Genomic DNA, 21,731 nt, shown 5'->3' with positions numbered 1-21,731 from the left:
CAAATATATCAAAACCAAATAAATTTTGATGAAGCAATTGGTTAGAATTACTTTCTTTTTGAGTGGATTTGTATTTTTGATGACATCATGTTCAAATCAAGAGGATTCAAAAATTTTAAAAGAAGTTGAAGCGCAAAATATCGACATAAAAATCGATAGATTTGATCGTACTTTTGCTAATGCAGAGGCTTCAGATTTACCTGAACTTAAAAAGGAATATCCTTATTTTTTTAATCCTAATGTTCAAGATAGCTTATGGATTGATAAAATGAATGATAGTTTACAGAATGAAATTAACAGTGAAGTAGCTGAGGCTTTTGAGAGTTTTTCAGAAGAAAAGAAAGATATCGAGCGTTTTTTTAAATATGTTAAGCATTATTTCCCTCAAGTGAACAAACCCACTGTTCTGACTTTGGCTGAAAGTGTTGATTACAAAAATAAAGCAGTTGTTGTTGACACTTTATTGTTTGTGTCTCTAGATAATTATTTAGGAAAAGATCATAAATTTTACATGGATTTTGAAACATATATCAGTCAATATCAAGACAAGAAATATATGTTATCAGACATCGCTCTAACTTATGCTGAATCGCTAACCCCAAAGGCAGATTCGCGTCAATTTATTTCAAAAATGATTTACTATGGTAAATTATTGTATTTTAAAGATATTACGATTCCTTTTGAGTCTGATGCTGTGAAAATTCATTATACTGAAGATCAAATGAATTGGGCGAAAAATAATGAAAAACAAACTTGGCAACATTTTGTAGAGCAAGAAATGATCTATTCCACAAAGACTGATTTAAATGAAAGATTTATCAATTTGGCACCTTTTTCAAAATTTTATTTAGGTGTTGATAATGAATCTTCACCAAGAATTGGTCAATATATAGGGTGGCAGATTGTACGTGATTTTATGAAGAAAAACCCTGAGGTGTCACCAGCCGAAATGTTACAAATGAAAGCGATAGAAATTTTTAATAAAGCGAATTATAAACCTTAAGAAATGTCAAAAAGAAAAGCTGATATCAATATCAATCTAGAAACAGATGAGAATAAAGTTCCAGAAAAAATTAGATGGTCTGCAAAAGATGGCGGCATAGAAAACGCTGAAGCAAAAGCAGCAATGTTGTCAATCTGGGATCATAAAGCGCAAGAAACTTTACGTATTGATTTATGGACGAAAGATATGCCTGTTGATGAGATGCAGAAGTTTTTTCATCAAACCTTAGTCAGTATGGCTAACACCTTTCAGCGTGCAACAGATGATGAGAAAATGACAGCAACTTTCCACGATTTCTGTGATTACTTTGCTGAAAAATTAGAGTTGAAGAAAGAATAGTTTCAAATGCTGATCTTGTCTGCAATTAAAGATGAGATCAGCTTATTTTAAGTGATAATTTTATGTTTCCTAGAATGTTCAATCGCTTTTGAACTTTCTTTAAAATAACAGACTTCAACATCTTGGTTTTCAATTTTCTTTAAAGTTGAAACGACCTCTTTTTTTTGATTACTTCCAACTTGCCTTATATAAATCGCCTTTATACGATTTGGATAAGTTTGACAAATTTTTTCATAAATAAAAGGATCTTTTTGAGAATCATCACCTAGTAAAACATAAGAAATTTCAGGGTAAAATGAAATGATGTCTTTGATTTTTTCCAATTTATGATTGTGCTGACCTCGACCAGTCATCAAGAAGTCAGTAATTCCTTTTTTTATTTTTTTGAGTTGAATAACAGCTTTTGGTAATTCATGTAATTGTGCAAAATTTTCAATAAATGCATATAAATTCCACTCACTGCTGGAAACATAGAAAAATGAATTAGATGCTTTTTTAGATTCTTGACCTGCCTGACTTAAAGCTTTATAATGGTCAACAACATCATCAAAAATCTTTCGTTTATTGACGTTTTTAGATAACATCACATATAGTTTTTTAAAGAAACTATTGCTGTGTGATATTAAAAAAGTATCATCTATATCTGAAATAATTGCATATTCAGATTCATAAGGTTTTAGGAATTCTCCTTTTTCGACAATACCAATTTTTTTGATTTTGCAACTGACTTCATAGGTGTGCCAGCCACTTTTTAGATCGCCATCGTAAGGGACATTAAATTCAAAGTAACCATCTTCTCGAGTTACAGCTTGTGCTGTCAAATTTTGAAATTTAAAATCAATCTCAATGTTTTTTAAAGGTTTTATCCTAAACATATGTATGACAGAAAAAGCGTGCTTGATTCCCTTTCTGTCTAGGCGAAATTTATCAGGCGCCCAAGACTTAAAAACATGTCCATAAACTTTAATTTCATTGTTATTTGCATAGCCGCGATAAAGTTTGAGATCGAGTTTCAAATTTTGATGTTTTAATGTGATTCTGTTGCTTTAAATTAATTAATTTTATGAACTGAAAGACGCCACAATGGAAAATTTACAAAAAGTTTTAATAATCGTCAATCCAATTTCAGGAAACATTGACAAAACAGATATTGTTGACAGAATTGTCAGTGTTTTAAATGAAAAAAATATAGCTTTTGAAATTTATAAAACCACAGGAGAAAATGATCATGCTGAAATAGTGAAAATTCTCGACAGACAAAAGTTTGATCGCATCTTTGTTTTAGGTGGAGACGGAACTTTAAAAATGCTTGCTGAGGTTTTGAAGGATGAGACTACGGCAGTCGCCTTATTTCCCACAGGTTCCGCTAACGGACTGTCTGTGAATCTTAATATTCCTGATAATTTGTATTCTCAAATTGATATTGCTTTGGGTGGAAATAAAATATCAATAGATATGTTGAAAATTGAAGATGAAATTTATTTACATATCAGTGATTTTGGACTTAATGCTGAATTGATCAAAAATTATGAAGCATCAGCCATTCGTGGTAAAATGGGATATTTATTACAATCGCTTCCTACTTTATGGGAAAGCAGATATCCTTTTGATTTTACTATTAAATATAATGATAAGGAAATTAAAAGAAGTGGTGTTTTTCTGGCTTTTTCCAATGCTCAAAAATATGGAACAGGTGCTGTTGTCAATCCAAATGCAAAAATGGATGATGGTATTTTTGAAGTTTTAATTTTTAAAGATTTTGATGTCAAAGAAATTTTAAAAACGCTTTCAAATGAAATCGAATTTGATCCAAACATTGTTGAGATTTTCCCTGTTAAGGAAGTAGAAGTTTTTTGTCATCAACCTGTATCATTTCAGATAGATGGAGAATATTGCGGTGAAAAAGAAAAAGTCTCAGTTAAGCTCTCAACGAGAAAATTGCCGATTCTTATCCCTTAAAACTATAAACTTTTGTTGATATTGTTGATGTAATCTAAAATATCATCACGTCCAATTTTGTGAGCTGAAGAAGTGATGAAGTAAGGTGGCATTTCAGCCCAAGTCTCCAGCAATTTCGCAGAATAAGCAGCGACATTTTTTTCGATTTGAGTTGATTTTAACTTGTCAGCTTTTGTGAAAATAATAGAAAAAGGAATTGTGCTTTCGCCTAACCAAATCATAAAATCAAGATCAATTGGCTGAACTTCATGTCGAATATCGACTAAAACAAATGTGTTGACCAGTTGAGGCCTTTTTTCAAAATATGCTGTGATGTATTTTTGAAAAGTTCGTTTTTCCTTCTTGCTCACTTTTGCATAACCGTAACCTGGAAGATCGACAAGATGCCAATTGTCATTAATTAAGAAATGATTAATCAATCTTGTCTTTCCTGGTTTCCCAGAAACCTTTGCTAAATTTTTATGGTTAGTCAGCATGTTGATTAAGGAAGATTTTCCAACATTACTTCGACCGATAAAAGCATATTCAGGTAAAGAAGATTTTGGGCATTTAAGCACATCGCTGTTGCTTTCAACGAATTTTGCAGATTTGATCAACATAAAATTAATTTTTAAAGATTTCTCTTTTTAAGCCAAGTGTATAGCACTTCATTAAATTCATTTGGATGCTCCATCATAGCAGCGTGACCGCATTTGTCAATCCAATGTAATTCAGAATCTGGAAGTAGTTTATTAAAATCTTCGGCCACATTTGGTGGCGTCACATTATCTTGTTTTCCCCAGATAATGCAAGTTGGCGTTGTCATCTCTGGTAAATCTTTCGACATATTGTGACGGATTGCACTTTTTGCAATCGCTAAAGTTCTGACTAATTTAGATCTATCATTGACCGTTTCATAAACATCATCAACAATTTCTTTAGTCGCAACTTCAGGATCGTAAAAGACATTTTCTGCCTTTTCTTTGATGTATTCATAGTTACCACGTTTAGGGTAGCTTTCACCCATGGCACTTTCATAAAGACCGGAACTCCCAGTAATAACAAGTGCTTTGACTAATTCGGGATAAAGTTTGGTTGTGAGTAAACCAATATGTCCGCCCAAGGAATTACCAATTAAAATGACTTGTCCATAATCGCGTTTCTCAATAAATTCTTTAATGAATTTGGTGATAACTTTAATGTTTGTTTTAAGAAGAGGTAAGTCGTACAACGGAAGTTCAGGTATGACAACTTTATAACCCTTTTCAGGGAAAAAACTCATAACACCATCGAAGTTACTCAATCCGCCCATTAATCCATGAAGAATGACTAGCGGTTGACCTTCGCCATATTCAAAAAATTTAAACTTACCGTCTTGCTGTATATGTTGTTCCATTAAATCCGGTTCTTTGAATTCTCAAATATAATGATATTTATAAAAGCCTTGTTATGATTTTAAATTCAATTCAAATTATTTCTCTAAGGCTAATGTATTTTTAAATGAAAACAAATTCATTATCAATGAGTTGACTTCAAATCTTTCGAATGCTGCGCTATTCTTTGCTTTTCAAATTTTAAGAAATGGACTTGAGTAAAAACTTATCAACAATGTGGTAAAAAGTGGGTAAATGTGGGAAATTTTTCAATATATTTGAAATGTAATTTTTAGCAATGCTCAACTTTATAGGAACATATGAATGTAAAATCGACGCTAAAGGTCGACTCACATTGCCATCAGCACTCAAAAAGCAGTTAGCAAATGTTGTTGATGACGGCTTGGTGCTTAAGCGATCTGTATTTCAAAACTGCGTAGAAATTTATCCAATGCAGGAATGGGACAAGTTGATGGGCAAAATTAACCGCTTGAATAAATTTAAAAAGAAAAACAACGATTTTGTTAGAAAATTTACCGCTGGCGTGAAGTTGATAGAGGCGGATGCTAACTCTAGAATTTTAGTTCCAAAAGATTTATCAGCTTTTGCAGAGCTTCAAAAAGAAGTCGTTTTGTCTTCAGCCGGTGAAATGATCGAGATTTGGGATAAAGAGAATTATGAGAAAGTATTAAATGATGTTGATGATTTTGCTGAATTGGCAGAAGAAGTAATGGGAGATCAAGATGATGAATAAAGCGTATCACATACCGGTTTTGCTGAAAGAATCAGTTGATGCTTTGGCGATTAAGCCAGAAGGCATTTACGTTGATGTCACTTTTGGAGGTGGCGGACATTCACGTGAAATTTTATCACGCTTAGGTGATGAGGGAAAATTATATGCTTTTGATCAAGATCAAGACGCTGTTTTGAATAAAATAGATGATCCTAGATTTGAATTAATTGAAGCGAATTTTAGACATATTAATCGCTTTTTAAAATTTTATAAAGTCAAAAAAGTTGATGGGATTTTAGCTGATTTTGGCGTGTCTTCTCATCAATTCGATAAAGCAGAAAGAGGTTTTTCAACCCGTTTTGAAGGAAGTCTTGATATGAGAATGAATCAGAATACAGAATTGAGCGCTACTGAACTTATTAATGAATATGAGGAAGAAGAGTTGACACGTGTTTTCAGACGTTATAGCGAATTAAAAATGGCGCATAAGTTGGCTCGTGTTATTTCTCAAGCTAGACAAAATGAAAAAATACAAACGACAACACAGCTCAATTCAATTGTTGAGCCTCTGTTACCAAAAACGAAAGTAAATAAATTTTTAGCACAAATATATCAAGGCATTCGCATTGAAGTCAATCAAGAAATGCTCGCACTTGAAGAATTTCTTAAGCAAACTCCAGATGTTTTATCTCAAGGAGGTCGCTTGAGTTGTATCACATATCATTCTTTAGAAGATAGGTTGGTTAAGCGTTTTATAAGAGATGGAAACTTTTCTGGTCAGGTTCAAAAAGATTTTTATGGTAATAATTTAGCACCTCTTAAAAAGGTGGGGAAATTAATTGTTCCTCAAGAAAACGAAATTTTAGAAAATAATCGAGCAAGAAGCGCAAAACTTCGTATCGCAGAAAAAGTATAAGTATGCAAGATGGTTTTTTTTCTTTTTTAAAAGGAGATTTTTTAACCAGTAAAGATTCATTGAAAACATGGGTTTTTATTGTGTATATCACTGTTTTGGCAATGATCATGATTGCGAGTTCTCATCAAGCAGAACAGAAAGTTTATGAAGTTGCAGAGCTCAATCAAGAATTGCAAGAATTAAGAAGTGAATTTGTTGATACAAGAAAACGCTTAATGCGTTTGAAAATGGAGTCAAATATAGCTGATATGATGAGCGAAAGAGGAATTTACACGTCGCTTAAACCAGCTTACAAAATAGTTGTTAAGTCAGAAGATGAATAAAGAAAAGCACATAATCAAACGTTATTTCATTGTTCTTGCTGCATTTTTTGCAGTGGCAGTGCTGATCGTTTATAAGCTTTTTACAATTCAATTTGTCGAAGGTGATAAATATGAAGATTTAGCACAAAGTACAGTTTATCGCACATTTACAATTGAACCAAATCGCGGTAATGTTTATGATTCTAAAATGAATCTGTTGGCAACTTCTGTTACAAAATATGAAATCCGTTTTGATCCGGTTTCTGTTTCAGATGCTAACTTTAAAAAATACCTTGAGCCACTTGCTGATGGTTTAGCGGAAATTTTTCCTCGTTCTTCAAATCATTATCAAGTAAAATTCAAGAAGGCGCGTCAGCTCAATAACCGTTACGTTTTTATTGCCAAAAACCTTGACTATTCTGCATATTTAAAAGTGAAAGGCTTACCGATGTTTAATCTCGGTGCCTATAAAGGCGGATTTATCGCGGAGCAATCAACAGTGCGAGAATATCCTCTTGGAAAAGTTGGGAAAAGAACTGTTGGTTACAATAATGTTGGTTTAGAAGGTGCTTTTGAAGATTATTTACAAGGAGAAAAAGGGCAGCGTTTAAAACAGAAAATAGCGAAAGGACAGTGGAAACCAATTACCGATATTAATCAAATTGAACCAGTTGATGGTCTTGATGTTGTCACGACAATTGACGTGAACATTCAAGATATTACGCATCATGCTTTACTAAAACAGCTTGAAGCTTTTGAGGCTGATCACGGAACTGCCATCGTGATGGAAACCAAAACTGGTGAAATAAAAGCGATTGCCAATTTGGGTATGAGTAAAGAGTTTGGTAAATATTATGAAAAAAGAAATTACGCTGTTTACGAAACGCATGAACCAGGATCAACATTTAAATTGATGAGCCTGGTTGCAGCTTTAGAGGATAAAGTTGTTGATACAAGTACTGTTATTAATACTGAAAAAGGCCGTATTGAATATTTTGACCGTGTTGTCACAGATTCACGTTATGGAGGTTATGGTAAAATCTCTGTTGCTCGTGCTCTGGAGTTATCTTCAAATACGGCTTTTGCAAAAATGATTTATAACAATTATAAAGACAAACCAGAGCAATTCTCTAATCGTTTAAAAATGATGGGATTAGATGAGAAAATAGGTTTGCAGATAAAAGGAGAAGGACACCCGCATATACCACATCCTGATGATGCTAATTGGTATGGAACAACTTTACCGTGGATGTCTTTTGGTTATGGTGTTTCGCTGACTGCTTTGCAAACATTAACTTTTTATAATGCGATTGCAAATGATGGAATGTTGGTCAAACCGAAATTTATTAAATCTGTAAGAGATCGTAATCGAATTATAGAAAGTTACGAAAAACCAATTATCTCAGGAAGTGTTTGCTCTGAAGAAACTGCGAAGCAAGCGAAAAGTATTTTGCAAAACGCTGTTGAGCGGGGAACTGCAGAAGGGATTTATTCAGAAGATTTTTCGATGGCAGGTAAAACAGGTACATGCCAAACTGAATACTGGAAAGGTTCAGGGAAATACATCTCATCTTTTGCAGGTTATTTTCCAGCGGATGAGCCAAAGTATTCTTGCATCGTTGTTATTCATAAACCAAACCCAAGAATAGGTTATTATGGAAGTAAAGTAGCAGCACCTGTTTTTAAAAGTATTGCTAAGAAAATTTATTCCGATACGCCATTGGTTGATGAAATTGAAAAAGTTCAATTTGCTTCATTAAAAGAAGAAGAATCATCAGATAATTACAATGAAATAGCTAGAAAGTATAAAACCATTATGCCAAATTTAGTCGGAATGCCAGCAATGGATGCCATTTCTATTTTGGAAAATAATGGTCTTAATGTAAAGCTAATCGGCGAAGGGAAAGTCGTGAAGCAATCTATTTCAGCAGGAACAAAAATCAAATCTCAAACACAAATAAATTTAATTTTAGGTTGAAACAATTAAAAGACATATTATATAGAGTTTCTCTTGAAGAAGTTATCGGTCGAACAGATCAAGACATCAATGCCATACATTTTGATTCTCGTGAAATCAAAGTCAATGATTGTTTTATAGCTATCGATGGTGAGAAAGCAAACGGACATGATTTTATAGAAAAAGCTGTTGAGTTTGGTGCGACTGCAGTGATTTGTGAAGAAATGCCGAAAACCATCTCGAATGATGTGACTTATGTTAGGGTGAATGACTCTCGTCAAGCCATGGCTTATATGGCAAATCATTATTACGATTCCCCATCAAAGTCTTTGAAATTAATTGGTGTGACAGGAACCAACGGAAAAACAACAACGACGAGTTTGATGTATCAATTGTTTAAAAATCTCGGATTTCCAGTGGGTTTGATATCAACCGTTGTCATTAAAATTAATGAGAAATCTATTTCAACTTCATTAACAACGCCTGATTCATTAACAATTAATAAGCACATGAGAGATATGGTTGATGCTGGTGTTGAATATTGCTTTATGGAAGTGAGCTCACACGGAATCGATCAAAAAAGAACTTTAGGTTTAGACTTTGATGTCACTGCTTTTACGAATTTATCTCATGACCATCTTGATTATCATCATTCATTTGCTGAATATCGCGATGTCAAAAAACAGCTTTTCGATCAACTTCCAAAAACTGCTGTTGCGGTCAGTAATAAAGATGATAAAAATGGTGAATTCATTTTACAAAACACCTCTGCAAAAAAAGTTTTCTATGGGATTAAAACCATTGCAGATTTTAGGGCTAAAATTTTAGAAAAAAGTTTTGAAGGTTTAAAATTAGAATTAAATGGCCTTGAAGTTTGGTCGAGATTCATCGGAGATTTTAATGTTTATAATCTTCTAGCAGTTTATGCAGTTGCGTCACAGTTTGATTTGCTAGAGCTTGAAATTGTTGAAGCATTAACAAAATTAGAACCAGTAGCTGGTCGTTTTCAACATCTCGTTTCTCCCAAAAAGAAAGTTCATGCCGTTGTTGATTATGCGCATACACCAGATGCTTTAAAAAACGTGTTAAAAACACTCAATTCTATTCGTACAAATAACGAAACACTCACAACAATTGTTGGTTGTGGCGGAAATCGAGATAAAACAAAACGTCCTGTGATGGGAAATATCGCGACGAGTTTAAGCACACAAGTGATATTTACTAGTGACAATCCACGTTTTGAAAATCCAGATGAAATAATCGATGATGTTGAAGCTGGCGTAGAAGCCCAGAATACTTCAAAATATATCAGAATAACAGACAGAGGTCAGGCGATAAAAACGGCTTGTAAAATGGCTCAAGCAAACGATATTATTCTTATTGCTGGAAAAGGACACGAAACTTATCAAGATGTCAATGGCGTTAAAAACGACTTTGATGATGTTGAGCATGTGACAACTAATTTTAAACTTTTTAATCTTTAAATCATGCTCTATTATTTATTTGATTTTATAGAAGAGAATTACAACTTGCCAGGCGCAAGGTTGTTTCAGTATATCTCATTTAGAGCTGCATTTGCATTGATTTTTGCACTGCTCATTTCAACCATTTTTGGTAAACGTATTATTCTGTTTTTACAAAGAAAACAAATCGGTGAAAGTGTTCGTGAACTTGGCTTACAAGGTCAAGTCGAAAAAGCAGGAACACCGACAATGGGTGGACTAATTATTATCATTGCGACTTTAATTCCTGTTTTATTATTCAATCAACTTGATAATATTTACATCATTTTGCTCATCATCACAACTATATGGATGGGTGCAATCGGTTTTTTAGATGATTACATCAAAACTTTTAAAAAGAATAAAGAAGGTTTAAAAGGGAAATTTAAAGTCATAGGTCAAATTGGCTTGGGCTTAATCGTTGGTGCCACTATGTATTTTCATGAAGATGTGACAGTGCGTGAGGCTAATGTGATTAAAAACACAGTTGAAGAAACTAAGATTGAACAAGCCAATGAAGTGAAATCAACAACGACTACAATTCCTTTTGTTAAAAATAATGAACTTGATTATTCAAAAGCATTAACTTGGATTTCTGAAGATTTAGGTGCTTATGCTTGGATTATTTTTATACCAATTGTCATTTTTATTGTCACAGCAGTTTCCAACGGAGCCAATCTCACTGATGGTGTTGATGGCTTGGCAGCAGGAAGTTCAGCAATAATTGTTCTTACCTTAGGTATTTTTGCATGGGTTTCGGGTAACCTTATTTTTTCAGATTATCTCGATGTCATGTACATTCCGCGATCTGGAGAAATGACGATTTATATCGCTGCTTTTGTCGGTGCTTTAATCGGTTTCTTGTGGTATAACACTTATCCAGCTCAAATTTTTATGGGTGATACTGGGAGTTTGACGATTGGTGGAATCATTGCTGTGATTGCTATTGCAACACGTAAAGAACTTTTAATCCCGATATTATGTGGTATATTTTTTATAGAAAATTTATCTGTTGTTCTTCAGGTAGGTTGGTTTAAATATACACGAAAAAGATTTGGTGAAGGCCGACGTGTTTTCTTAATGTCGCCTTTACATCACCATTACCAAAAGCTTGGATTTCACGAAAGCAAAATTGTTGTGCGCTTTTGGATTATCGGAATCTTATTAGCGGTGATTACAATTGTAACTCTAAAAATTAGATAATGAAAAAGCTCGTTGTGCTTGGTGGAGGAGAAAGTGGAGTTGGCGCTGCGATATTGGGGCAGGTCAAAGGGTACGATGTGTTTTTATCTGATCGAAACCAATTAAAAGAAAAGTACAAAAACTTACTTCAAGAATATAATATTTCTTTTGAAGAAGGACAACATAATGAAAAACGAATTTCAGAAGCTGACTTAATTGTCAAAAGTCCTGGAATTCCTGATTCTGTTACTTTGATTAAAGATTCTATCAAAGCAGGCATAGAAGTGATCTCAGAAATAGAATTTGGCTTCAGGTATTGTGATGCTAAAATCATAGCCATTACAGGTTCAAACGGAAAGACCACAGTCACAAAGATGGTTTATCATATCCTGAAATCTGCTGGATTATCAGTTGCCATGGCAGGAAATGTCGGCGATAGTTTTGCAATGCATTTAGCCACTCAAAAAGTTGATAACTATGTTCTTGAAATCAGTAGCTTTCAACTGGATGGTTGTGTGACTTTTAAGCCGCATATTTCAATTTTAACCTCAATAACGCCTGATCACTTAGATCGATATGAAGACAGTTTTGAACTTTATAGAGCCTCGAAATTTAGAATATTAAAAAATCAAACCGCTGAAGATTTCTTCATTTATAATAAAGATGAAAAATCGATTACAGAGTACTTGAATCAGATTGATGTGCCAGTGCAAATGATTCCATTTAGCCGAACACACCTCAAGCAAGATTTATCAGCATTTATAGAAAATAATAAAATACAAATCAATTTACCTTTAGATAAGTCATTTAGTATGTCAGTAGATAATTTAAACGTTAAAGGTGCGCACAATGCACAAAACGCAATGGCTGCTTCAGCTGCAGCACGTTTGTTAAAAATCAGAAAACAAACAATTCGTGAAAGTATGGAAAGCTTTAAAGGTGTTGAACATCGATTAGAAGAAGTTCGCAAATTTGAAAATATTTCATATATCAACGATTCAAAAGCAACGAATATCAACGCAACTTTCTATGCTTTAGATAGCATGACAAAACCAACAGTTTGGATTGTTGGCGGTGTTGATAAAGGCAATGCTTATAAAGATTTATTGAATTTGGTAAACCACAAAGTCAAAGCAATTGTGTGTCTTGGTTTAGATAATTCAAAAATAATCGAAGCTTTCGGTAAAAGTGTTGATGATGTAATTGAAACAGATTCAATGGAAGAAGCAGTTTTGGCAGCGCAACATTTTGCTGTAACAGGTGATGCAGTGTTGCTTTCACCAGCTTGTGCTAGTTTTGATTTATTTGAAAATTATGAAGATCGCGGAAATCAATTTAAAAAAGTAGTGAATAATTTATAACGTAAAATAAGGTGCTAAAGTTTTTCAACAATATTGAAGGAGATCGAGCTATTTGGGCAGTTGTTGCCATCTTGGCTTTATTTTCTATCGTTCCAGTTTTTAGTGCAAGTAGTAATCTTGCATATATCAACGGAGGCGATGGCAATACCTTTGCCTATGTTTTAAAACATTTAGTACATCTTACATTAGGTTTTTCCCTTATATATTTCTTTCACCGTGTGCCTTACCATTATTTTAAAGGGATCTCGATGATCATGATTCCTTTTGTCATAATATTATTGGTGATCACATTAACACAAGGAACAACAATTGGCGGTGCGAATGCAAGCCGTTGGATTTTTGTGCCTTACGTCAATCTCTCGTTTCAAACTTCAAGTTTAGCGTCAGTTGTCTTACTAATGTATGTTGCGCGATATCTCGCTAAGTATAAAGATAAAGAAATCAAGTTTAAGCAAAGCTTATTATTTTTATGGCTTCCAGTTTTCATCATTACAGGCCTTATTTTACCTGCCAATTTATCTACCGCTGCTTTAATATTTATGATGGTAATTATTTTGGCTTTTATAGGTCAATATCCTATGAAATATATGAGCTATGTGATAGGAATTAGTGTTGCTTTCCTCTTGATTTTTGGACTAACAGCTAAAGCTTTTCCTGATCTTTTTCCAAATAGAGTTGATACTTGGATGAGCAGAATAGAGAATTTTTCTGAAGCATCTGGAGAAGAACAATATCAAGTTGAAAAAGCAAAAATTGCCATTGCAACTGGTGGAATCTTTGGGCAAGGTGCTGGTAAAAGTGTTCAACGACACTTCCTGCCACAGTCATCATCAGATTTTATTTACGCCATTATTGTTGAAGAATTTGGACTTATTGGTGGTATTTCAGTTTTGTTAGCTTATTTATTCTTGTTTTTCAGGTTTACAATTGTTGTTGTGAAATCATCAAGTTTTTATGCCAAGCTTTTAGCGATTGCTGTTGGCTTACCAATCATTTTTCAAGCATTGATTAACATGAGTGTTGCTGTAGAATTGATTCCGGTTACAGGGCAAACTCTACCACTGATTAGTAGTGGAGGTTCATCTATATGGATGACATGTGTTGCTTTAGGGGTGATGTTGAGTGTTAGTAAAAAATCAAACAGATCTGAAAAAACGAATGACGAAACCGAAGCAAATGAATCTGAAGAAAATCCTTTAGATGTTTTAAGTGAAACTGTATGAAAAAACATAGATACATCATATCAGGTGGAGGCACAGGCGGACATATTTATCCTGCTGTTGCGATCGCGGAAGAACTTAAAGAACGTTTCCCTGAAGCTGAATTTCTTTTTATAGGCGCAAAGGGAAAAATGGAAATGGAAAAAATTCCTCAATTAGGTTATAATATTAAAGGACTTTGGATTAGTGGGATTCAAAGAAAATTTGATTTGAAGAATTTTCTTTTTCCATTTAAACTCATTTTTAGTTTGTTTCAATCCGTCGCGATCATGATCAAATTTCAGCCATCAATGGCAATTGGTACAGGTGGTTTTGCATCAGCAGCTGCATTGAAAGCAGCGAGTTGGTTAAGCATTCCGACACTAATACAAGAACAGAATTCATATGCAGGCATCACAAATAAATGGTTAGCACCTGGTGCAAAATCAATATGTGTTGCTTATGAGAATATGGACGCTTATTTTCCTAAAGCTAAAATCAAATTAACTGGAAATCCGATCCGTTTAAATTTACTGAATCAAAAATTATCTTCTGAAGAAGCAAAACGAAAACTAGGTTTATCTACTGGTAAGCAAGCTGTTTTTGTTGTGGGCGGAAGCCTTGGCTCACAAAGAATAAATGAATTTATCGCAGATAAATTGGACTGGTTTCAGTTGCGTAATATTCAAGTGATTTGGCAAACAGGTCAGTTGTATTATGAACGTTACAAAGATTTAGAAAACGACAGCGTTAAGATCTTAAAGTATATCGAAGACATGAATCTGACTTATGCTGCTAGTGATGTGATTATTTCAAGAGCAGGCGCGGGTTCTGTAAGTGAATTAGCAATTGTTGGCAAGCCTGTTTTATTCATTCCTTCGCCAAATGTAGCCGAGAATCATCAAGTCAAAAATGCTGAAGCTATTGTTGATAAAGATGCTGCTTTAATGTTAGAAGAACGTAATCTTGATAAGGAATTTGACGATATCATGCATAAGCTTACCTCAGACATTGAGTTACAAGAAAACTTAAGCCATAATTTTAAAAAATTAGCTAAGCCAAATGCAACGAAGGAAATTGTGGATGAAATAGAACGAATAGAAAAACTAAGATCTTAATGCGTGCTTTTAAAAACATAAAAAATATTTTCTTTATCGGTATTGGTGGTATCGGGATGAGTTCGCTTGCACGTTATTTTAATCAAAACGGTTTTGCCGTTTCAGGTTACGATAGGACAAAAACTGATTTAATTCAAAATCTTGAAAAAGAAGGCGTTCAGTTCATAGATGAATTCAATAAAGAAATGCTTCAAGAATTTTCTAAAGAAGAAACACTTGTTGTTTATACAGCTGCGATAAACGTTAACAATCCTTTTCTGAAATATTTTAGTGAGCAAAATTTTGAGTGTCTCAAACGTGCGAAAGTTTTAGGAGAAATTACTACAGGCACACCAACATTGGCTGTAGCAGGAACACACGGTAAAACGACAACTTCTGCAATGCTTGCTTTTATGCTTTATAAAGCTGGATTGAAAGTCACAGGTTTTCTAGGCGGAATTTTAAATAACTTTAATTCAAATTACATTTCAACAGGAAGTGATATTTTTGTTGTTGAAGCTGATGAGTTTGATCGATCTTTTATGTCGTTATCACCAACACATGCTTGCATTATTGCAATGGATCCCGATCATCTTGATGTTTATGAAACCAAAAGAGCTTTTGAAAAAACCTTTATTGATTTCGCTCAAAAAGTTACTTCAAAAGATCAAATTTTTATCAGTGAAGAGATTGATTTAGAAGGAAAGAAAATTTCTCTCAATTCAAATAATACTGATGTATATATAGAAAATATTTCTATCAAAAATAGACATTTTTATTTCGATTATGCTTCTGAAGACATTCAGTTGAGAAATATTCAGTCGAATTTACCTGGGAGGCATAATGTTTTAAACTCGGCTATGGCATTGAGTTTAGCAATTTCTTATGCGCCAGAGCATGCACAGGTTTATGCTGATGCGTTGTCCGATTTTGAAGGTATTCAGCGTCGTTTTAATAAAGTTATCGATACTGATGAACTTATTTTAATCGATGATTATGCGCATCATCCAAAAGAGATTGAAGCTGTATTAGATGCGGTTAATGATTTGTATCCTGATGAAAAAAAATCTGTTATTTTTCAATCACATCTTTACACGCGAACAAGAGATTTTGCTGATGAATTTATAGAGGTTTTAAATGGATTTGATGAAGTCAATTTACTAGAAATTTATCCAGCGCGTGAAGAACCTATTGAAGGTATCAACGCAAAGTTTTTGTATGATAAAATTACAAGTGAAAAATATATAATTGAAAAAGAAGAAATAAAGGATAAAGTATTTAAAAATAAAAATAGAATTATACTCATGCTAGGCGCAGGAGATATTGGTTTGGAAGTTCAGAAACTGTTGAAAAACATAGCGTTATGATGAATTGGTCTGTGATAAGAATAGTTGTTGTCTTTGTTTTTGCAGGTGCTTTATATGGCTTTGCAAAAAAGAATCATAACAAACGAGAAATCAGCAATATCAAAGTTTATTTTGATGATGCACAAGCGCTTTTTATCGATGAAGAAACGATAGAGAATTTGTTGAAAGAAAATATGGCAGACAGTTTAAGTTTTTCCAAATATATGTTAGATTTGAATGGATTAGAACAAATGTTAAATGAAAACAAAATGATTGCTTCTGCTGACATTTATTCAGACATTCAAGGCGAATTGGGCGTACGTGTTTTACAACGTGAACCTATAGCGCGTTTTTATGATGGAAGCTATCAATATTTAGACAAAAATGGTGATGTTATGCCATTGTCAAAATTATATTCGGCACGTGTGCCTTTGGTATCTGGTTTTTCAGAAGAAGAAATCACGATAATTTATCCACTTTTAAGGACTTTTTATAAGGATGAATTTTTAAAAAAACATATCATTGCACTCCGTAAAAAGGCAGGAAAGTCGCAGATTGAGTTAAGTGTTAGAAATCAGGACTATACCATAGATTTTGGGACAACCGAACACATAGAGTTGAAAATTTCTAATTATAAAGCTTTTTATTTAAAAGCAGAAAGAGATAAAAAATTAAAAGATTACAAAACGATTAATTTGCAATTTGGCAATCAAGTCGTTTGTACTTTAAAGCAATAGTTTGTAACATGGAAAATGATAATATTGTAGTAGGTCTAGACGTTGGTACAACTAAAATTGTTGCCATGATTGGTCGTGAAAATCAATATGGAAAAGTTGAAATTCTCGGCATCGGACGCACAAAAAGTTTAGGTGTTCACAGAGGTGTTGTCAATAACATTACGCAAACTATTCAATCGATTCAGCAAGCTTTACAACAAGCTGAATCAAACTCTAAAACTGAAGTAGAAGAGGTGACTGTTGGTATTGCAGGTCAGCATATACGTAGCTTGCAACATAGTGACTATATCACAAGGCAAAAGCCAGAGGAAGTTATTGATGATGAAGATATCGAGAATTTATGTGATCAAGTTCATAAATTAGTGATGCTTCCTGGTGAAGAAATAATACATGTTTTACCTCAAGAATATAAAGTTGATGGCCAATCAGAAATTGTTGAACCTCGCGGTATGTCAGGCGGTCGTTTAGAAGCCAACTTTCATGTTGTTGTAGGTCAAATTTCGTCGATTAGAAATATTGCGCGTTGCGTTCAGAATTCTGGACTCAACCTCAACGGAATGACTTTGGAACCATTAGCTTCGGCTGATGCAGTTTTGAGTCAAGAAGAAAAAGAAGCTGGCGTTGCCATCATAGATATTGGTGGTGGAACAACAGATTTAGCGATTTTTAAAGATGGTATTATTCGTCATACGGCTGTTATTCCATTTGGAGGAAACGTTATTACTGAAGATATCAAAGAAGGTTGCTCCATCATTGAAAAACAAGCAGAACTTCTAAAAATAAAATTTGGATCAGCTTGGCCAGGAGAAAACAAGGAAAACGAAATCGTTTCAATTCCTGGATTAAGAGGTCGTGAACCAAAAGAGATTTCTTTAAAGAACCTTTCAAAAATTATTCATTACCGTGCGGTAGAAATTATAGAGCAAGTCTTTTTAGAAATTAAGAATTACGGACACGAAGAGCAAAAGAAAAAATTAATTGCTGGCATTGTAATTACCGGCGGAGGTGCGCAACTCAAGCATTTAAAGCAGTTAGTTGAGTACGTCACAGGCATGGACACGCGTGTTGGTTTTCCTAACGAGCATTTAGCAGGTGACACAGATGATGAAATTGCAAGCCCAATGTATGCAACTGCTGTTGGCCTTGTGATGGATAGTTTGAAACGTCAAGTAGAAGAAAAAAGAGAAGCGCAGGAGGCGCAACAAGAAGAGTTAGAAAACTCTGAGAACATAGAAGAGAATATCACTGATCAACCAGAAACTGAAGAAAAAATACACCGGGACAAAGATTCGTTTCTTCATGAAGATTACGAATCCAAGAAACCTGCAGAACCAAAACGCAGTTTTTTTGACAAGTTTTTTGACAAAGTGAAAGATTTTTTAGACAAAGCAGAATAAGTAAAGAAAATTACGACAAAAAAAATGAGCATGGAATTAGATAATAATATCGCTTTTGATTTACCAAAAAACCAATCAAACGTCATCAAAGTCATAGGTGTAGGAGGTGGCGGATCTAATGCTATTAATCACATGTTTAGGCAAGGGATTAATGGTGTTGACTTTGTAATCTGTAATACAGATTCGCAAGCTTTAGAAAGTAGTCCCGTTCCAAATAAAATTCAATTAGGTGTGAACTTAACTGAAGGTCTTGGTGCTGGCGCTAATCCTGATATTGGAAGACAAGCAGCAGAGGAATCTGTTGAAGATATCAAAGATCTTTTAGGAACAAATACTAAAATGCTTTTTATTACTGCCGGAATGGGTGGTGGTACAGGAACAGGTGCAGCACCTGTGATTGCTAAAACCGCTAGAGAATTAGATATTTTGACGGTCGGTATTGTGACGATTCCTTTTCAATTCGAGGGTCGTACTCGAAATGAACAAGCACAAATAGGTGTTGAAGAGTTAAGAAATAATGTTGATTCTTTAATTGTGATCAACAATAATAAATTGAGAGAAGTTTATGGAAACCTCGGATTTAAATCGGGTTTCTCTAAAGCTGATGAAGTTTTAGCAACTGCTTCTCGTGGTATTGCCGAAGTGATAACGCATCACTACACGCAAAACATTGACTTGCGCGATGCAAAAACAGTGTTGAGCGATAGTGGAACTGCAATTATGGGATCTTCATCTGCATCAGGTACAAACCGTGCAAATGTTGCTATTGAAAAAGCGCTAGAGTCACCATTATTAAACGACAATAAAATTACAGGTGCTCAAAATGTGCTGTTACTTATTGTTTCTGGTCGTGATGAAATTACTCTTGATGAGATCGGCGAAATCAATGATCATATTCAGAAGCAAGCTGGACATAGCGCAAATATTATTATGGGTATCGGTGAAGACGAAGCGCTTGAAGAGTCAATCACGGTAACAATTATCGCTACGGGATTTAATACTGAAACTCAGGATGAAATCGTTAATACTGAAACGAAAAAAATCATTCATACATTAGAAGATGAGCAAAAAGCAGAGCAAAATTTATCTGCGCCAAAATCAGGCTCAACTTTTGATCAACCAATTCCGAAACCGAACACACCAAAACCTGAGCAAAGTACAAATCAGCCTCAGCCTAAACCAACTCAGCCAGAAAAGCCACAATCTAATGATGATCAATCTTTAAAAGCTGAATCACAAAAAACTGAGCAAGATTTTGATTTTGAAATTCATGATAAAACACCTCAAGAACTTGAAGTTGAAGAAGAAAAAGAAGCGAATACTTTTTTAGATTTTGATTTCTCTTCACCTCAAGAAGAAGAGGAAGTTCATCATGAAGAGATTTACAAATCTCACTCTGAGGAAAGCCAACATTCACAACAAGGCCATTCTCAAAGTCGTCAAAGTGAACAAGCAAAGCCTGAATTGGTAAAGCGTTATAATTTAGAAGACTTCGAAGATTACAATAGCGATGTTGATTTTGAGCCAAAGCAGAAACAAGAATCTAAGGATTCTAAAAAGGAACAAGAACCTGAAGAGAATCCTGCTTTAAAAGCTGATTTGTTTACAAAAAGAGAAGAGCCTAGATCTCAAAGAAATGAAACTCAAGAAGCATCTGCTCCAAAAGAAGTTGATCCTTTCAATTCATCAATTGCTGATCTTGCTGCACGTGCTGAAGAGCGTCGTGCTAAGATGAAGCAGTTCAATTATAAGTTTAGAAACAGAAATAATATTGATGAAATCGAGAAGCAACCAGCTTATAAACGTGCAGGTGTTGATATCGAAAAACATGAGCGTAATCAACAAAATATTTCTAGAACTTCAGTTCAAAATGATGAAGATGGAATCTCTTTAAAATCTAATAATTCATTTTTACATGATAATGTAGATTAGTAGATTTTGAATTAAAATATAAAAGTCGCTTTGAGATTATTTTCAAAGCGACTTTTTTTGTTTAAGTGTCAATGTTTCTGTATCTATACATATTCATAAAGAGATGTGTTGACATCCTCCTGGCTCTGTCTTTAGCTGTTTGAGCAACTTCGCCTTTAAAAAGCTCATCAACAGTTTGAAACCATAAATTGAGCCATTCACCAAATTCTTTCGTTGTTATTTCATGATTAAAATGATTATCGACTTTGATGTGAGCCACTCTTGGATTACCTCTAAAATTTCTAGCACCTAAAAGCTGTGTGTCCCAGAAATCAGTTAATTTGATTAAATGACTCTCCCAATCATCAATAGTCTCATTGAAATAAAAGCCTATTTTTTCATTTTGACGAATGCGATCATAAAAAGTATTGACGAGTAATTCGACATCAGCTCTGTTTGAAATATCTTTTTTAATCAAAATATAATGTGATATAAGATTGTTAATAAACTTGATGCAACGCTGAGGTAAAGTATGTTCAGGACTAAGTTTTCCTTAAGATGAACTATAAAAGCCATATTGTAAATCATGCAAACACTCACAATCCATGTAAGATGTATGAGATTGAAAATTGTATTTCCATCAATCAAAATCATCATGGCGGCAATGGATCCCAAACAACTTGAAAGGATAATTCCTAGAACTGCGTTTGCCATATATTCTTCCTGAAACTTCTGATTTAAATCTTGTAATACGCTCATAATCTTTTTATTACAAACTTAAATATAATAAATCTTTCAGTTTATGATTTCAATCAAGTCGAATTTTTAGATTTTATTAGAATAATATTTTACGTTTTACAATTCTAATTTTCTTTTTCTTTTCTAAATTTTTACAAGCTCTAATAACTGTTTCAACTCTTAAACCTGCTAAATCAGCAATTTGTTGACGTTTTAAATCAACCTCAAAATCCTCATGATCTTCTAGGTGATGCACATGTTTTTTTAAAAAATGTAAAAGGCTTACAATACGATGTTCAGGTTCTTCAGAAGAAATTTCAGAAGCCATTAAAGATTTGTAATACAAGCGTTTTGATAAACGTTCGGTGATATGAAAGTGTACTTTTGGTTGCTCTTCAAGCAAGTTGATCAATTTAGGTTTTGAAAGTTTATAAATCAAGGAATCCTCAAGCGCTACAGCTGCCGCGGGATATTTGATGTCAGCGAATAATGGTGGCTCCCCAAAACTATCTCCAGCGTAAAAAATGCCTTGAATAAATTCTTTCCCATTTTCATTATAATTATTCATTTTAACCTGTCCCTGATGGACTTGGAAATAATGATGTGCATTATCATTTTCTTCAAAAATAACTTCACCTTTTTTATATTTTTCAATAGATGCTTGGTAAGCATTCAAAATGTTTTCAGGAACCATTTGTCA

22 protein-coding genes are annotated in these 21,731 nt (G+C 33.9%); 16 read left to right on the top strand and 6 right to left on the bottom strand.

What is annotated here, in order from left to right; genetic code table 11:
* The first annotated feature begins 28 nt into the window (after positions 1–28).
* On the top strand, positions 29–1,003 hold the full coding sequence (gldB, locus tag CAP47_RS04420) for a gliding motility lipoprotein GldB (RefSeq protein ID WP_100775563.1): 975 nt from the start codon (positions 29–31) through the stop codon (positions 1,001–1,003).
* A gap of 3 nt (positions 1,004–1,006) precedes the next feature.
* Positions 1,007–1,342 carry a gliding motility protein GldC gene (gene gldC / locus CAP47_RS04415; RefSeq protein ID WP_093239810.1) on the top strand — a complete coding sequence of 112 codons (336 nt, stop codon included), beginning with the start codon at positions 1,007–1,009 and terminating at the stop codon, positions 1,340–1,342.
* Between the two features lie 47 nt (positions 1,343–1,389).
* Here the strand turns inward: gldC and CAP47_RS04410 are convergent, their stop codons facing one another.
* The gene (locus tag CAP47_RS04410; RefSeq protein ID WP_100775562.1) at positions 1,390–2,358 is read right to left on the bottom strand and encodes an App1 family protein; all 969 of its coding nucleotides are present in this window, start codon (positions 2,356–2,358) and stop codon (positions 1,390–1,392) included.
* 67 nt (positions 2,359–2,425) lie between these two features.
* Here CAP47_RS04410 and CAP47_RS04405 point away from each other — a divergent pair, with 67 nt between their 5' ends.
* Complete coding sequence (locus CAP47_RS04405) at positions 2,426–3,301, top strand: diacylglycerol/lipid kinase family protein (protein WP_100775561.1); 876 nt, start codon at positions 2,426–2,428, stop codon at positions 3,299–3,301.
* A 2-nt stretch (positions 3,302–3,303) separates the two neighbouring features.
* On the opposite strand, the gene yihA is transcribed toward CAP47_RS04405, so the two are convergent.
* Complete coding sequence (yihA, locus tag CAP47_RS04400; RefSeq protein WP_093239797.1) at positions 3,304–3,900, bottom strand: ribosome biogenesis GTP-binding protein YihA/YsxC; 597 nt, start codon at positions 3,898–3,900, stop codon at positions 3,304–3,306.
* 11 nt (positions 3,901–3,911) lie between these two features.
* Positions 3,912–4,676 carry an alpha/beta fold hydrolase gene (locus CAP47_RS04395; protein ID WP_093239793.1) on the bottom strand — a complete coding sequence of 255 codons (765 nt, stop codon included), beginning with the start codon at positions 4,674–4,676 and terminating at the stop codon, positions 3,912–3,914.
* 275 nt (positions 4,677–4,951) lie between these two features.
* On the opposite strand from CAP47_RS04395, the gene mraZ reads away from it, so the two are divergent.
* Genes mraZ through ftsZ form a run of 13 tightly spaced genes read left to right on the top strand, consistent with a single transcriptional unit; the run spans position 4,952 to position 20,314 of the window.
* On the top strand, positions 4,952–5,407 hold the full coding sequence (gene mraZ / locus CAP47_RS04390; RefSeq protein ID WP_093239789.1) for a division/cell wall cluster transcriptional repressor MraZ: 456 nt from the start codon (positions 4,952–4,954) through the stop codon (positions 5,405–5,407).
* Positions 5,400–6,302 carry a 16S rRNA (cytosine(1402)-N(4))-methyltransferase RsmH gene (gene rsmH, locus CAP47_RS04385; RefSeq protein WP_410523960.1) on the top strand — a complete coding sequence of 301 codons (903 nt, stop codon included), beginning with the start codon at positions 5,400–5,402 and terminating at the stop codon, positions 6,300–6,302. Before mraZ ends, rsmH begins: the two co-directional genes overlap by 8 nt.
* 2 nt (positions 6,303–6,304) lie before the next feature.
* Positions 6,305–6,625 (top strand): FtsL-like putative cell division protein, encoded by a 321-nt coding sequence (locus CAP47_RS04380; RefSeq protein ID WP_093239782.1) that lies wholly within the window; start codon positions 6,305–6,307, stop codon positions 6,623–6,625.
* Complete coding sequence (locus CAP47_RS04375; RefSeq protein WP_100775685.1) at positions 6,618–8,582, top strand: penicillin-binding protein; 1,965 nt, start codon at positions 6,618–6,620, stop codon at positions 8,580–8,582. The genes CAP47_RS04380 and CAP47_RS04375 overlap by 8 nt, the downstream gene beginning before the upstream one ends.
* Entirely contained in the window at positions 8,579–10,045 is a 1,467-nt protein-coding gene (locus CAP47_RS04370) for a UDP-N-acetylmuramoyl-L-alanyl-D-glutamate--2,6-diaminopimelate ligase (protein ID WP_100775559.1), read from the top strand. The genes CAP47_RS04375 and CAP47_RS04370 overlap by 4 nt, the downstream gene beginning before the upstream one ends.
* Positions 10,046–10,048: 3 nt before the next feature.
* On the top strand, positions 10,049–11,266 hold the full coding sequence (mraY, locus tag CAP47_RS04365) for a phospho-N-acetylmuramoyl-pentapeptide-transferase (RefSeq protein WP_100775558.1): 1,218 nt from the start codon (positions 10,049–10,051) through the stop codon (positions 11,264–11,266).
* Complete coding sequence (murD, locus tag CAP47_RS04360) at positions 11,266–12,606, top strand: UDP-N-acetylmuramoyl-L-alanine--D-glutamate ligase (RefSeq protein ID WP_100775557.1); 1,341 nt, start codon at positions 11,266–11,268, stop codon at positions 12,604–12,606. Before mraY ends, murD begins: the two co-directional genes overlap by 1 nt.
* Before the next feature lie 11 nt (positions 12,607–12,617).
* Positions 12,618–13,829 (top strand): FtsW/RodA/SpoVE family cell cycle protein, encoded by a 1,212-nt coding sequence (locus CAP47_RS04355; RefSeq protein WP_100775556.1) that lies wholly within the window; start codon positions 12,618–12,620, stop codon positions 13,827–13,829.
* Positions 13,826–14,923 carry an undecaprenyldiphospho-muramoylpentapeptide beta-N-acetylglucosaminyltransferase gene (gene murG, locus CAP47_RS04350; RefSeq protein ID WP_100775555.1) on the top strand — a complete coding sequence of 366 codons (1,098 nt, stop codon included), beginning with the start codon at positions 13,826–13,828 and terminating at the stop codon, positions 14,921–14,923. Before CAP47_RS04355 ends, murG begins: the two co-directional genes overlap by 4 nt.
* On the top strand, positions 14,923–16,269 hold the full coding sequence (gene murC, locus CAP47_RS04345) for a UDP-N-acetylmuramate--L-alanine ligase (protein WP_100775554.1): 1,347 nt from the start codon (positions 14,923–14,925) through the stop codon (positions 16,267–16,269). Before murG ends, murC begins: the two co-directional genes overlap by 1 nt.
* A complete protein-coding gene (locus CAP47_RS04340) occupies positions 16,266–16,985 on the top strand; it encodes a cell division protein FtsQ/DivIB (protein ID WP_100775553.1) in 720 nt (239 codons plus the stop codon). Before murC ends, CAP47_RS04340 begins: the two co-directional genes overlap by 4 nt.
* A gap of 8 nt (positions 16,986–16,993) precedes the next feature.
* Positions 16,994–18,382, top strand: coding sequence for a cell division protein FtsA (ftsA, locus tag CAP47_RS04335; RefSeq protein ID WP_100775552.1), 1,389 nt, complete (start codon positions 16,994–16,996; stop codon positions 18,380–18,382).
* A gap of 24 nt (positions 18,383–18,406) precedes the next feature.
* Entirely contained in the window at positions 18,407–20,314 is a 1,908-nt protein-coding gene (gene ftsZ, locus CAP47_RS04330) for a cell division protein FtsZ (protein ID WP_100775551.1), read from the top strand.
* Between the two features lie 61 nt (positions 20,315–20,375).
* Here ftsZ and CAP47_RS04325 read toward each other — a convergent pair whose 3' ends face one another.
* The 3 genes from CAP47_RS04325 to CAP47_RS04315 all read right to left on the bottom strand — a co-directional run bounded on the left by CAP47_RS04325 (position 20,376) and on the right by CAP47_RS04315 (position 21,725).
* Positions 20,376–20,771: a group III truncated hemoglobin gene (locus CAP47_RS04325; protein WP_317042687.1), complete on the bottom strand. Its 396-nt coding sequence runs from the start codon at positions 20,769–20,771 to the stop codon at positions 20,376–20,378.
* Complete coding sequence (locus CAP47_RS04320; protein ID WP_100775550.1) at positions 20,768–21,052, bottom strand: hypothetical protein; 285 nt, start codon at positions 21,050–21,052, stop codon at positions 20,768–20,770. Before CAP47_RS04320 ends, CAP47_RS04325 begins: the two co-directional genes overlap by 4 nt.
* A gap of 76 nt (positions 21,053–21,128) precedes the next feature.
* Positions 21,129–21,725, bottom strand: a complete 597-nt coding sequence (locus CAP47_RS04315) for a Crp/Fnr family transcriptional regulator (RefSeq protein WP_100775549.1) — start codon at positions 21,723–21,725, stop codon at positions 21,129–21,131.
* Positions 21,726–21,731: the final 6 nt, after the last annotated feature.

It is taken from the genome of Psychroflexus sp. S27, from assembly GCF_002810405.1.
Lineage (GTDB): Bacteria > Bacteroidota > Bacteroidia > Flavobacteriales > Flavobacteriaceae > Psychroflexus > Psychroflexus halocasei_A.
The sequence above is the reverse complement of the archived record's forward strand: the minus strand, read 5'-3'. Positions and strand labels throughout refer to the sequence as shown.

Excerpts from the sequence above, each read along its gene's own strand:
- gldB (WP_100775563.1), top strand. The coding sequence starts at position 29 with ATGAAGCAATTGGTTAGAATTACTTTCTTTTTGAGTGGATTTGTATTT.
- gldC (WP_093239810.1), top strand. The coding sequence starts at position 1,007 with ATGTCAAAAAGAAAAGCTGATATCAATATCAATCTAGAAACAGATGAG.
- CAP47_RS04405 (WP_100775561.1), top strand. The coding sequence starts at position 2,426 with ATGGAAAATTTACAAAAAGTTTTAATAATCGTCAATCCAATTTCAGGA.
- yihA (WP_093239797.1), bottom strand. The coding sequence starts at position 3,900 with ATGTTGATCAAATCTGCAAAATTCGTTGAAAGCAACAGCGATGTGCTT.
- CAP47_RS04395 (WP_093239793.1), bottom strand. The coding sequence starts at position 4,676 with ATGGAACAACATATACAGCAAGACGGTAAGTTTAAATTTTTTGAATAT.
- mraZ (WP_093239789.1), top strand. The coding sequence starts at position 4,952 with ATGCTCAACTTTATAGGAACATATGAATGTAAAATCGACGCTAAAGGT.
- rsmH (WP_410523960.1), top strand. The coding sequence starts at position 5,400 with ATGAATAAAGCGTATCACATACCGGTTTTGCTGAAAGAATCAGTTGAT.
- CAP47_RS04380 (WP_093239782.1), top strand. The coding sequence starts at position 6,305 with ATGCAAGATGGTTTTTTTTCTTTTTTAAAAGGAGATTTTTTAACCAGT.
- CAP47_RS04375 (WP_100775685.1), top strand. The coding sequence starts at position 6,618 with ATGAATAAAGAAAAGCACATAATCAAACGTTATTTCATTGTTCTTGCT.
- mraY (WP_100775558.1), top strand. The coding sequence starts at position 10,049 with ATGCTCTATTATTTATTTGATTTTATAGAAGAGAATTACAACTTGCCA.
- murD (WP_100775557.1), top strand. The coding sequence starts at position 11,266 with ATGAAAAAGCTCGTTGTGCTTGGTGGAGGAGAAAGTGGAGTTGGCGCT.
- murG (WP_100775555.1), top strand. The coding sequence starts at position 13,826 with ATGAAAAAACATAGATACATCATATCAGGTGGAGGCACAGGCGGACAT.
- murC (WP_100775554.1), top strand. The coding sequence starts at position 14,923 with ATGCGTGCTTTTAAAAACATAAAAAATATTTTCTTTATCGGTATTGGT.
- CAP47_RS04340 (WP_100775553.1), top strand. The coding sequence starts at position 16,266 with ATGATGAATTGGTCTGTGATAAGAATAGTTGTTGTCTTTGTTTTTGCA.
- ftsA (WP_100775552.1), top strand. The coding sequence starts at position 16,994 with ATGGAAAATGATAATATTGTAGTAGGTCTAGACGTTGGTACAACTAAA.
- ftsZ (WP_100775551.1), top strand. The coding sequence starts at position 18,407 with ATGAGCATGGAATTAGATAATAATATCGCTTTTGATTTACCAAAAAAC.
- CAP47_RS04320 (WP_100775550.1), bottom strand. The coding sequence starts at position 21,052 with ATGAGCGTATTACAAGATTTAAATCAGAAGTTTCAGGAAGAATATATG.
- CAP47_RS04315 (WP_100775549.1), bottom strand. The coding sequence starts at position 21,725 with ATGGTTCCTGAAAACATTTTGAATGCTTACCAAGCATCTATTGAAAAA.